General features: G+C 47.7%; 5 protein-coding genes. 3 read left to right on the forward strand and 2 right to left on the reverse strand.

From position 1 onward, the window contains the following. The first annotated feature begins 25 nt into the window (after positions 1 to 25). The 3 genes from C5O19_RS07945 (at position 26) to C5O19_RS07955 (ending at position 7,871) form a co-directional block, all read left to right on the forward strand. Positions 26 to 805, forward strand: coding sequence for a TlpA family protein disulfide reductase (locus C5O19_RS07945; RefSeq protein ID WP_104711152.1), 780 nt, complete (start codon positions 26 to 28; stop codon positions 803 to 805). 158 nt (positions 806 to 963) lie between these two features. Continuing rightward, positions 964 to 3,426 carry a glycoside hydrolase family 95 protein gene (locus tag C5O19_RS07950; protein WP_104711154.1) on the forward strand — a complete coding sequence of 821 codons (2,463 nt, stop codon included), beginning with the start codon at positions 964 to 966 and terminating at the stop codon, positions 3,424 to 3,426. A gap of 296 nt (positions 3,427 to 3,722) precedes the next feature. Continuing rightward, positions 3,723 to 7,871 (forward strand): hybrid sensor histidine kinase/response regulator transcription factor, encoded by a 4,149-nt coding sequence (locus tag C5O19_RS07955; RefSeq protein WP_104711156.1) that lies wholly within the window; start codon positions 3,723 to 3,725, stop codon positions 7,869 to 7,871. Between the two features lie 224 nt (positions 7,872 to 8,095). Here C5O19_RS07955 and C5O19_RS07960 read toward each other — a convergent pair whose 3' ends face one another. Further along, the gene (locus tag C5O19_RS07960) at positions 8,096 to 9,604 is read right to left on the reverse strand and encodes a RagB/SusD family nutrient uptake outer membrane protein (RefSeq protein ID WP_243406352.1); all 1,509 of its coding nucleotides are present in this window, start codon (positions 9,602 to 9,604) and stop codon (positions 8,096 to 8,098) included. Positions 9,605 to 9,660: 56 nt separating this feature from the next. Further along, complete coding sequence (locus C5O19_RS07965; protein WP_104711160.1) at positions 9,661 to 12,837, reverse strand: SusC/RagA family TonB-linked outer membrane protein; 3,177 nt, start codon at positions 12,835 to 12,837, stop codon at positions 9,661 to 9,663. Positions 12,838 to 13,032 lie beyond the last annotated feature (195 nt).

Genomic DNA, 13,032 nt, shown 5'->3' on the forward strand with positions numbered 1-13,032 from the left:
ATTTAGATCGAAACCTCTACACTCTATGCAATTTAAATCTGTCTTCATGCTCATGGCTGTGTTGTTGTTCATGAGTTCCTGTCAGGATCAACCGGTTCACCGAAAGCCGGTAGAAAAGCCAGCCGTCATTCTCAAAGACTTGATGAGTTTTTTAAAGTACCGTCAGCAGCACGTAAAGCTCTATGAAACCTTTAATGCCGTGGATTCTGCCCAACAAACGATTTCCCGCGTTCAGTTTCTGAAACAACTCGCTACGGGTCGTTACCTTCCCTTACGCTTACAATCCCAGGATCAGCCCTATTATCAGTTGTATCCCGTGGAGGCCAAGGTAGAAAAAGACATTAAAAACACCCTTAAGTTTTGGGGCGAAATGGAACAGGCTGACGCTCAGGCTGAGGGGAAATCGCTGCCTGACTTTACGTTTGTTGATATGCAAGGGAACCGGTATACCAATCAGAATACAAAAGGTAAAATTGTCGTAGTGAAATGCTGGTTTTTAGGGTGTTTACCCTGTATTCAGGAAATGCCCGCCCTGAACGAATTAAAAAAGATGTATGAAAATCGGAAAGACATTCTTTTTGTAAGTCCCTGCTGGGAATCCAGAAGTAAAGTCGAAGCCTTTTTAAAGAAGACTAAATTTGATTACGCCGTTGCACCCGACCAGTACAACTATTTGACGGATCAGCTACATCTGAGTGGCTATCCAACGCACTTTGTGATTAACAAGCAGGGTCTTATTAGCCTCAGATCGAATGATTATTTAGCCATGGCTTATGTGCTAAATCGGGAAGCAAAACAGCCCTAACTGCAGTATTAGGAAAGAGTCTTCCATTCCTAACAACACGGCTAATTACGTTTTTTAAAGCGATTGTAGGAAAATGTATAGGGACTTGCCCCAATTGTGGAGTAAGACCTTATACCTTTATACGTACTACCTATAGTAACCTATTTTTACTGCTAATTATGATCCGACATTACCTCTGCCTACTTTTATTAATGCTACCTGCCCTGGGCTTTTCGCAGCAAAAACCAGCCTTGAAACTTTGGTACAAAGAACCCTCCGGAACCGTCTGGGAAAACGCCTTACCCTTGGGAAACGGCAGGCTGGGAGCCATGGTCTATGGCAACGTCAGTACGGAAACAATCCAACTGAATGAACATACCGTCTGGAGCGGTAGTCCCAACCGCAATGATAATCCCAATGCTTTAGCGGCTTTGCCCGAGATCCGACAACTCATTTTTGATGGTAAACACAAGGAAGCGGAGCAGCGAGCCAATCAATCAATTTTGACGAAAAAATCCCATGGACAGATGTTTCAGCCCGTGGGTAATCTGAACCTTACCTTCGAGGGTCATACGGCCTTTACCAACTATTCCCGGGAACTGGATATCGAACAGGCCATCGCCCGAACCACCTACACGGTTGGGGATGTGACCTACACCCGAGAAGCATTGGCTTCCTTTCCCGACCAGGTGATCGTCATGCGGCTGACCGCCAGCAAGCCGGGTAAGTTATCCTTTACTGCTTCTTTTTCTTCCCCGCACCCGAAAGCCGAACGGAATCGTAGCTCCAATCAGGAGCTTACCCTTTCGGGAATCACCTCCGATCACGAAGGCGTGAAAGGAATGGTGAAATTTAAAAGCATCGCCCGTCTGAAAACCACCGGTGGAAGCCTTTCGGGTACCGATACGTCGCTGGTCGTCAGTGGAGCCAACGAAGCCGTCCTGTATATTTCCATTGCTACGAATTTCAACAGTTACAAAGACCTGGGTGGTGACGCGGATGCCCGGGCCGCGGCGTACCTGAACAAGGCCTACGCCAAATCCTATCCGGCGATTCGGAAGCCCCATATCGAAGCCTATCAGAAGTTTTTTAATCGAGTGAAATTTGATTTGGGTACTACGGAGGCGGCTAGTCAGCCGACGGATGAACGGCTGAAGAACTTTCGCTTCGCGAACGATCCGCAGCTCGTGACGCTCTACTACCAGTACGGACGCTATTTACTGATTTCGTCTTCCCAGCCCGGCGGCCAGCCTGCCAACCTGCAAGGGGTCTGGAATCACCGGATGCGACCGCCCTGGGACAGTAAGTACACCATTAACATCAATACCCAGATGAATTACTGGCCGGCCGAAAAGACTAATCTTAGCGAAATGCACGAACCCTTGTTCCGCATGATTCGGGAACTGGCTGAAACAGGCCAGGAAACGGCGAAGGTCATGTACGGGGCCGGGGGCTGGATGGCTCACCATAATACAGATCTTTGGCGAATCAACGGTCCCATCGACGGAGCCTTCTGGGGAATGTGGACGGCGGGTGGAGCCTGGCTGAGCCAGCACCTTTGGGAGCATTATCTGTACAACGGCGATCAGAAATTTCTGGCTTCTGCGTATCCTATTCTGAAGGGAGCGGCCCAATTCTACGCCGATTTCTTGGTCGAACACCCCAAGTACCACTGGCTGGTCGTAACGCCGAGTACTTCGCCCGAAAACGCTCCCCAGGCTCACGGCGGTTCGTCGGTAGACGCAGGTACTACGATGGATAATCAGATTGTCTTCGACGTATTCAGCACAGCCATACGAGCGGCGGAGCTCCTCAATAAGGATGCGGATTTTGTAACGATGCTCAAAGAAAAACGGCAAAAGCTGCCGCCGATGCACGTGGGTAAACACGGACAATTACAGGAATGGCTCGACGATGTGGACGATCCGGAAGATAAGCACCGTCACGTGTCGCACCTGTACGGCCTGTTTCCGTCCAGCCAAATCTCGGCGTACCGCACACCCGAGCTATTTCTGGCGGCCCGGACTTCGCTTCTGCAACGTGGGGATGTATCCACGGGCTGGAGTATGGGCTGGAAAGTCAACTGGTGGGCTAAATTTCAGGATGGGAATCATGCGTACACATTGATTCAGAATCAGTTAACGCCGCTCGGCGTCAATAAAGGGGGTGGGGGTACCTATACTAATTTATTCGATGCCCACCCGCCGTTCCAGATCGACGGAAACTTTGGCTGTACGTCTGGCATTACCGAAATGCTACTCCAAAGTGCCGACGGGGCGGTTCATCTTCTGCCAGCCTTACCCGATGCTTGGCCACAGGGCAGTATTGGAGGACTACGGGCTAGAGGCGGGTTTGAAGTCTTGGCGATGGAGTGGGAGAAAGGCCAGATCAAGAAAGTAATCATCCGCTCGACACTGGGTGGAAACCTGCGAGTTCGCACGCCCAATGCCTTGCAGGGGACGGGCGGACTCACCTTACATCAGGCTACGGGCTCGAATGTCAATCCCTATTACTACACGGAAGAAATTCCGGCGGCGGTCATTTCGGCCCAGGCCCCCCGCAATGGCCTGACCCTCAAACCAACCCAACTGTATGACATTCCGACCCGAAAGGGAGAACAGATTACACTGATTAGTCAATAGAGAAATAATCATGAATTCCTTCAATCCTTACGGCAAAGTCGGCTTCTATCGGCTTTGTCGTAAGGATTGATTCGTGAAGGGCAAAACTAATGCATGATTAGATTCGAAGGAATGCGGCGTGGAATGCATAAATGCTGGATTAAGTTTAGTAACTTTTGGACTTATTTGATAGTAGCTCAATGTATCTGCTCCGGCACTTCTGATTTTTCAGTAGCTGCTGTGCGTTCTTAAAAAATTCGATTCAATACATATATACGCTCGACTTTAAACCCGTGCTTATATAGCCGTAAGTAGGCATGAAACTATTCGTACGAACTTTCCTTTTATTCACACTAGCTATTCTGAATACTGCTGGTTTATTGGCCCAGAAATTACCCTTGGGATTTAAGAGCTATTCGAATAAAGATGGACTTTCTTCCAGTACCATCTACAGTTTGTGCAAGGATCATTTTGGCTTTCTCTGGTTGGCTACCGAAGATGGACTCAATCGTTTTGACGGAACGAATTTTAAAATTTACCGGCACGATGCTGAAAAGAATAAAGGCTTAAAGGTCAATCATATTACGGCACTCTTTGAAAGTGCCAATGGAGATCTATGGATTGGTACCAATGGCGGATCACTCAGTTATTACGATCGTCTTTCCGATTCTATTATACCGTTCGAAGAAGTAGGAGATAAGCGGAAAATTCAGCCCGCCATTACGCATATTACAGCTGATCATACCGGTAATCTCTGGGTTACCAGTTACGGAGCTTTGTATATCATTGATCCTACTACTAAAAAACTAATTACTCAAAAACCCTATCAAAAGATCCTGAAGAATTTCGAAGGACAAACTTCACTGTATGCCTTCGAGGACCGTAGCCATCAACTGTGGCTGGGAACGGATAAGGGCTTATGGCTCTATGACAAAAACTATAACCTCATCAGACACTATAGCCATGAGGAACATAACCCCCGAAGTCTAACGCATAACTACATTTCAGCCATTGTTCAGGATAGTCGTAATGCGATTTGGGTAAGTACGAACAATGGGTTAAGTAAGCTGGAATCGAATGGAAACAGTTTTAAAAATTTTTCGTATGCCACCGGGAAAAATTCCATCAGTAGTAATGCCATTTATGCGATGGTTGCGGATGATAGCGACAAATTATGGCTGGGAACTGACGAAGGATTAGACGTATTGGATTTGACTACAGAAAACATCGTTAGTTACGGCCCCGACAGCCGGGATCCTCATAGTTTGAGTAGCCGGTCCATCCGTTCTATTCTGGTGGATGATAAGGGCATTTGCTGGGTAGGAACGTATCAGGGAGGACTTAATAAGTACGATAAAAGTCAGAGTCATTTCAAACTCAAGCAAAGTAATGCCTTTGATCCTTATGGATTAAAATCAGCTACCGTTACGTCTTTTGCGGAGTATCAAAACAGCGTTTTTATAGGGACCGATGGCGGAGGTTTGCACGAGTACCTACCACAAAAAGATTTATTCCGACAGATTCAATTACCGGATGATCGAAAGAACAACAGGCATGATTTAAGTATACTGGCTCTGGAAATGGGGCGTAATCAGCAGTTGTGGATTGGCACGTATTTAAACGGTTTGTTTTGTTATCAGCCCGGCTCCAAACACTACGTTCGATTTAAGAAGGGAGAAGGCGAAAAGGATCTTAATTCGAATGACATTTTCTGTTTAAAAGAAGATCGGCATGGGAATCTTTGGATCGGTACCAACGGTGGGGGGATTAATATCCTCAACCTGAAAACAAACACGATCGAGAAACTGGTTACTCAAAGTGATTACACGGACGACCGAACCAAACCGTCCAACAACTACATCCGGTCGTTTGAGGAAGATAAATACGGTCGAATCTGGGCGGGTACTTTTGGTGGGGGTATCTCGGTTTACGATCCCAAAACCAAAATGTTTACTTTTTACAACAAAAAAAATAGTGGCTTACCCAGTAATTATATTTTATCGATCAAAGAGGACGCCAAAGGTACGATTTGGGTTGGTACTAACGGAAATGGCTTAGCTTACTTGCGTCCCCAGAGTAAGCAATTTCAGACCTTATCTGAAAGTGATGGTCTAATTAACGGTGTAGTATTAAAAATTATTGAAATGCCCACCGGCGAGCTTTGGCTGAGTACCAATAAAGGCCTGAGCTGTTTTAATCCGGTCACTAAACGCTTTAAAAATTATACCCATCATCATGGTTTACAGGGGGGGGCTTTTGTTTTAGGTTCCGGCTTACAGCTTTCTACGGGCGAACTTTACTTCGGTGGACAAAGTGGGTTTAATCACTTTAAACGATCGGATATAAAGATCAATAGTCACATTCCCGAAGTAGTATTAACGGAGCTGAAAATCGATAATCAGGCCGTTGTTCCGTCACCAAATGGACCCCTTGAGCAGTCGTTACTGACGGCCAGCGAAATCCGTCTGGCTTACAAACAAAACTTTTCCATCAATTTCGAAGCCCTTAATTTTACCGTTCCTGAGTACAATCAGTATAAATACAAACTCGAAGGGGTTGATAATCAATGGATCGACGCGGGTAAAGAACACAGTGCTTATTACACGAATCTAAGTCCCGGAGAGTATACTTTTCAGGTTATTGCTTCGAATAACGATGGTCTCTGGAATAACCAGGGTACATCCGTTCGCATCAAAGTAGCACCGCCCTTTTGGCAAACGATTTACGCGTACATTTTCTACGTATTCGTCATCTTCGGAATTTTGTACTTAATCCGTCGCCGGAGTATCAACAATTTAAAACAAAAATTTGCCATTCAACAGGAAAGACTTCGGGCGAGTCAATTGCTGGAACAACAGCGTAAAGAGGCCGAATATTCGCGGGAGTTTGATCGAATGAAAATTAAGTTTTTGACGAATCTCAGTCACGAGTTCCGAACGCCTATTTCCCTGATTGTTGGTCCCGCCGAAAAATTGTTAAAACAAAATTTTGATGAAAGTGTAGCCAATCAGCTAAACCTCATTAACCGGAATGCCCGGCGGTTGAGTAACCTGGTCAATCAACTGCTCGATTTCAGAAAACTGGAAGAACAGGAACTAAAGCTTCACCTGAAGAACGGACAAATTGTAGCCTTTCTAAAAGATGTAGTCCAGTCGTTCAATGACCTGGCGATTCGAAAGAATATCATCTTGTCCTTTTCGACTGAAATGGAAGAGGAAATACTCTACTTCGATGAAAATAAAGTCGAACGTATTCTGTTCAACTTGTTGTCCAATGCGTTTAAGTTTACGCCGGAAAAGGGCTCTATTCGCGTAAACCTTGAGGCATGTCCGGAGGAGTCTACTGCTGAGGTCGCTTGTATAGGCGTATCCGTCAAAGACTCGGGCATTGGTATTCCATTGGAAGCCCAGAGCCGGATTTTTGAAAGCTTTTTCCAGCACGATACGGGGCCGGCTATTCTCAATCAGGGAACCGGAATTGGTTTATCCATCGTCAAAGAGTTTGTCAAAATGCACGACGGCCAAATCAACGTAGAAAGTGCCGTGGGCTTGGGTAGCAAATTTACCTTTCGGCTACGGCTGAAACGGGAGGAGAGCCCGGAGGTTTTAGAGGTAACCGAAACGATAGTGCCTGTAACGCACCCGCTGGCGGATTTACCCGCTGTAGAAGTATCCGCCAAAAACGCAGATCAACCCTTGGTACTGATTGTTGAAGACGACGAAGATTTCCGTTTTTACATCAAGGAAAATCTCAAGACCTTTTACCGGCTTTACGAGGCTACCAATGGGAAAGAGGCCTGGCAACGGATTTTGTTTCATCATCCCGATATAATTGTCTGTGACATTAATATGCCCGAGATGAATGGTCTGGAATTAACGCGGAAGTTGCGAGCCGATAAGCGAACGAAACACATTCCGATCATTTTATTGACCGCAGCCGTGGAGGAAAATGGTCCGCTGTCGGGGCTGGAATCCGGAGCTACGGACTACATTACGAAACCCTTTGATTTTGCGGTGTTACAGGCAAAAATGAATAGCCTGATCGCTCTCAACCGAGTTTTCAAGGATACGTATACTAAACAGGTAGTCATCACGGCACCCAATCCTGAAATTGTTCCGGAACGGGAGCGATTCTTGGAGCGGGTACTGGCCTATGTGCATGACAACCTGGCGAATCCGCAGCTATCGGTGGAAACCCTCAGTAGCCATTTATCCATGAGCCGGGCTTCGTTGTACAACCGATTGCTTGAGTTTACGGGCATGACACCGGTAGAGTATATCCGCTCCATCAAGCTGGAACGGGCCGCTCTGCTTTTGCACAAAAGCGATATGAACATTGCCGAGGTGGCTTACGAGATTGGTTTTGCCAACCCGAATTACTTTACCAAAGTATTTAAGGCTCAGTTTAATATGACTCCATCGGAGTATATACAGAAAGCACGGACAAAAGCCGAAAATCCAGTATAAAGCATTGCCTGCGTTTCACCTGTAGTACTGCTTGAGTAATGATCTAAATCTGTATAAAACACTTGGATTAGGATCCAAAGCGAAACAGTAAAACGAAAAGGCTCCGGAAGCATATTTGCCCCTGGAGCCTTTTCGTTTTTGCCCGTGGTACAGCGGTCAGGATAGGAGCTAAGCTCCCTTCTTTTCCAGCTTGCCTACGCAACAGACAAGGGATTCAGTACTGCTTAATAACCCGGGTTTTGCTTGCCATTCACCAGCGGATTATTGTCCAGTTCTGCCACCGGAATGGGGAGTAACTCATCCCGGTTCGCCCGGAAATACGAGAACGGTTCCTGCGTGAAGTAACCCTTGGGCCGCCAGCGAAGAATATCGATACTACGCATGCATTCCACCGAAAGTTCAACCATTTTTTCATGCATGATAGCTTTGATCACCTGAGCTTTCGTGCTGGTAGGGAATTGACTCGTTGGATACGCGGGCATCGCTACACTTTTTCGGGCTCTAACCTGGTTGAGGTAGCCTACGGCCGCCGTAAGGTTACCCAGCTCGGCCTCACATTCGGCGAGGTTGATTAATACTTCAGCGTACCGAATGATCCGCTGGTTGTTACCGCCGGGGTGGTAACTTGCCTTTGCTTTTCCTTCTTTGTACAGAATCATAAACTTCCGAATGCTGACCTTCTTGCGAACGCCATTTACCAGCGATGAATTACCGTTTTGATCGGCGTCGGTTAGTACATCCGCATCATTGTTGTAGCGATCGCCGGTTTGGTAGAAACTGAAACTAAAACGGGGATCGGTTTTCGTAGCTCCGGTGGCCGTGTTTTCGAATTCATTTAACAGCTTGTCTGAGGGAATCAGATTTCGCCAGGCGACCGGGTTATATTCCTGATTACGAATGGTAGACTGAGCGGAGTTAGGCGTATCGTTGCCACCCCAGTTAAAATCATTATCGCCCTTATCCACGTACGCTACTTCAAAGATGGACTCGGCATTGAATTCCGTTTCTTCCTCGAAGTTATCTAGGTAGCGATCCATTAACGTATACGCACCGGAGGCAGTCACTTTCAGCAAGGCCTCCTTGGCACCGGCGTAATCAGCCCGCTGCATCAATACTCGTCCAAGCAAGGCATTGGCAGCACCATTGGTAGCACGGCCTTTGTCGGTAGCCGCTTTGCCGGGTAAGGCACTGGCCGCTAGCCGCAAGTCCTCGATGATTAAGGTATAGATCGCATTGACTTCTGCTCGGGGCTGGTAGTCGGATGGCGACTTAACGGGTGCTGTGTACAGCGGTACGCCTCCCCAGAAAGTAACCAGTTCAAAATAAGCCCAGGCTCGCAGGAATTTGGCTTCGGCCACCGCCCGGTCGCGTACGGCGGCATTATCCGTCACATTAGGCCCGTTTTCGATGACCGTATTGGCCCGGTGAATGACGGTATACAAGCCATTCCAGACCGAGTTCATGACGCTGTTGGTGGGATCCGTATTGCCACTTAGAATCTGAAAGCGGGGTACTTCCAGCTGACTTCCACCAGCGGCTACCTCATCGCTTCTCAAATCATGGAGGAAGAACCACTCCCGGGCCACCAGCGAAATGTTACGCACGGTGGCATAGATGGAATTGGTACCCGCCAGAAGTTCATCACTATTTTTAAAATAATCAGTAGTGGATACCACGTTTTCGTTAATGGTATTCAACGTATTATCATTACAGGAGTACATAATGGGTAGCATAACCATTATACACGCCGTTCGAATGCTTCGTTTAGATAGTTTCATACGAGTATAAATTAAAAAGTGGCCTGGATTCCTGCTTGAAAAGATCGGGGGGTGGGGTACTGACCGTAGTCGACACCATTCGTCAGCGTTCCGTTCTTGGAACCGATTTCCGGATCCAGACCGGAGTACTTGGTAATGGTAAACAAGTTTTGGGCGGAGAGGTAGAGGCGTAGTCGGCTAAGGCCCAGGCCTCCGGTACGTTTCGTCCAGGATTCGGGGGCATTGTAGCCAATCATGACATTCTTAAACCGTAAATACGAGCCGTCTTCAATCCAGCGGGTCGAGGGGCGTACGTTCTGGTTCGGGTCTCCGTTCACGGCTCTCGGCATATCCGTATTGGTGTTCGAAGGAGTCCAGGCGTTCAGAACGGCCACATCGGCATTGAACAAGCGAGGCATGCCTTCGCGAATAATCCGGGCCGCATTAAAAATTTTATTACCCTGTACGCCCTGGAAGAAGACCGTGAAATCGAAGTTTTTGTAGTTAGCTGCGTAATTGAGTGAGTAACTGAACTTCGGCAGGAAGCTTCCAATAAACGTGCGGTCATCGTCATTGATGATACCGTTGGCGTCCAGGTCCTTAAACTTCAAATCCCCGGGAGCAGCTCCGCTTTGTGTCGCGTGTGAAGTAACTTCGGCTTCATTCTGGAAAATACCTTCTACGACGTACCCGTAGAACGACTGTACGGCTTTACCCGCTACGGTATTCGTTAAAGGGCCACCACCACCAAAATCGGCATCACCCCCGGCGGTAATGGAGGCATTCTCGTTATTCAGTCGTACCACCTGATTTCGGATGACGCTTACTAAACCCGTTACATTCCAGGTGAAATCGCCCCGTGTTTTCCGATAACCTACCTGAAGTTCGACCCCGTTGTTCTCCATGGCCGCTACGTTGGCCAGGGTTCCGGCTCCGCCAAAACCAAAGCTAGTAGGCGTAGGAACGGTCAGAATCAGGTTGTCCGTTTTCCGCTGAAAATATTCCGCGACGACGCTTAAGCGATTTTCCAAAAAGCCCATATCCAAACCGACGTTGGCTTGTTTGGTTTTCTCCCAAGCCAGATTCGGATTACTCAAACCGTTGTAGAAAGAACCGTTTCCGTTAATAACCGTACCATTGAAAGGATAGGTAGCCTGATTCCGCTGAATGGGTTGCAGATACGGATAGTTACCCAGCAGCACGCCATTGATACCCGTAATCCCGTAACCCCCTCTGAGTTTGAATTCAGAGACGCCACGTACATCTTTCATGAAGTTTTCCCGATCAATCCGCCAGCCTGCCGAAACGGCCGGGAAGTTTTCGAATTTCTTACCCGGAGCAAAAACGGACAGACCATCCCGACGAAGTGAAGCCGCCAGTATGTAACGCTCGTTGTAGTCATACGTCACCCGACCCACCATGGAGCGGATGTAGTTGGTTTCGTAAATGCTGTTGGCCGTTACATTGTTGGCTCCGTTGAGCGTACGGACCACGTTCGTGCTCTGGGTACCGCTGGCGGTTTCGTTCCGCACATTCTGACTCTGCGTTTCGTAGACAACCGTAGCTCCAAGGTTATGGCCTTCGAACGATTTCTCGAACGTCAGCTGCTGAGTGAATAGCTGCGTATTGGTGAGCAGACGTTGATTCTGGATACTGGCCGTGGCTGCAATCGACGTACCACCATCGTTATGAATAGGGGTGTAGTTCGTGATGTATACGTTCGAGTAGTCCAGACCGTAAGTAGACGTGAATTTCAGCCAGGGAGCGATGTTTACTTTCAAGTACGCCGTGCCCAGGATACGGGTCGTATTGTTGATGTTTTCGACGAGGAAAGCCCGCTCTACCGGATTGACTGGATCGGAAGCATCGAAACTATTCTGCGGACCCATGAATCCACCCAGATTATTGGGGTTATACACGGGTAGATAGGGCTGCATCCGGATGAGATTTACAATGGGCGTACGGTTTCCCTGTGAAACGTCAAAACGCTGTTTGGATTGACTGATGTACAGATTTTCGCCGAACGTGAAAACCTTGCTCAGGTTATGTTCAGAATTCAAACGATAATTGAAACGCTTGAAGTTAAGACCCTGAGCGATCCCCTGCTGATCGAAGTAACCCGCTCCCGTGTAAAAACGCGAAGCCCCATTACCGCCACTTAAGGAGATGTTGTACTGCTGAAGGGGCTGGTTTCTTCTGAAATACTCCCGTTGCCAGTTAGTATTGGTCTGGGCAAACGTCTGCGTAGCTCCTTCGTAAATTGGCAGATTGAAGTTAGCCGATTCCAGACGCGGCGGGAGTGCACTGCTCGCTCCATTCAGGGCTCTTTCGTACTGTTGATATTGTTGCGTATTGAGCAAATTGAACTCGCGAGTGGGACTTTGAACGCCGAAGTACGCATCGAAGGATACCCGCAACCGATCCTGCAAGGCTCCTTTTTTAGTCGTAATCAGAATGACGCCATTGGTAGCTCTGGAACCGTAAATGGCGGCCGAGCTAGCATCTTTCAGCACTTCCGCCGATTGAATATCGCGGGGATCAATGTTGGAGATAGCCATCGGAAAACCATCCACAACGTAGAGTGGATCAGAGGCAAAGCTGATGGAGCTAATACCCCGAATGGTAACAATGGGAGCACTCCCCGGCGAACCGTTATTGGTAACGTTTAAGCCAGCAACCCGACCCTGTAAGGCCTGATCTACACCCGCTACGGGTAACTCATTGAGGGCTTTGGATGTAACGGACGAAACCGCCCCAGTGATGGCCCCTCTGCGTTGGGTACCGTAGCCCACGACGACGATCTCGCTTAGTATACGCTGATCATTTTTCAGTACTACTTCGACCGTAGATCGCGTACCCACGATGATCTCCTGGCTGGCATATCCTACGTGCGTAACGACCAGCGTCGTGTTATCATTAGGAATCGTTAAGCGAAACTGACCCTGTTCGTCACTGACCGTGCCCTGCGTAGTACCTTTGATGGATAGACTAACGCCCGGAACGGCTTGTCCCTGGTCGTCTTTAACGGTTCCGGTTATAACCCGGTCGATCCGAACATTTGTTTTAGTAAGGCTTTTGTCATGAATTGAGGAATGGTTGAAATAGTCAGGTGCTGCACTGGACGTATGCATGTGTAGCAGCAAACAAACCACTGGCGGAATCATCATCCATTTGATCGGATGTTCTCGGAATGTTACAGGTTTCTCCATAGCATTTGTTGGAACTTTGTGAAGTAATGGTAATAGGGTTAGGAGTCAATCGGGTGCCCGTATTAGGTAGGACAGGCTCAAAAAAAGCTCTCGGTTATTAGCCGATGTAACAAGAGTTACGCTCGTTTTTTGAGGTAGAAACGTTTAACAAAACTAGACGAGCAGGGAAGCTAACGGGTAGTATAAATGTAAAAA

The organism is Siphonobacter curvatus (assembly GCF_002943425.1).
GTDB classification, from domain to species: domain Bacteria; phylum Bacteroidota; class Bacteroidia; order Cytophagales; family Spirosomataceae; genus Siphonobacter; species Siphonobacter curvatus.

What these genes read in the sequence shown, in the direction of transcription:
- C5O19_RS07945 (WP_104711152.1), top strand. Translation starts at nt 26, where the DNA reads ATGCAATTTAAATCTGTCTTCATGCTCATGGCTGTGTTGTTGTTCATG.
- C5O19_RS07950 (WP_104711154.1), top strand. Translation starts at nt 964, where the DNA reads ATGATCCGACATTACCTCTGCCTACTTTTATTAATGCTACCTGCCCTG.
- C5O19_RS07955 (WP_104711156.1), top strand. Translation starts at nt 3,723, where the DNA reads ATGAAACTATTCGTACGAACTTTCCTTTTATTCACACTAGCTATTCTG.
- C5O19_RS07960 (WP_243406352.1), bottom strand. Translation starts at nt 9,604, where the DNA reads ATGCTACCCATTATGTACTCCTGTAATGATAATACGTTGAATACCATT.
- C5O19_RS07965 (WP_104711160.1), bottom strand. Translation starts at nt 12,837, where the DNA reads ATGGAGAAACCTGTAACATTCCGAGAACATCCGATCAAATGGATGATG.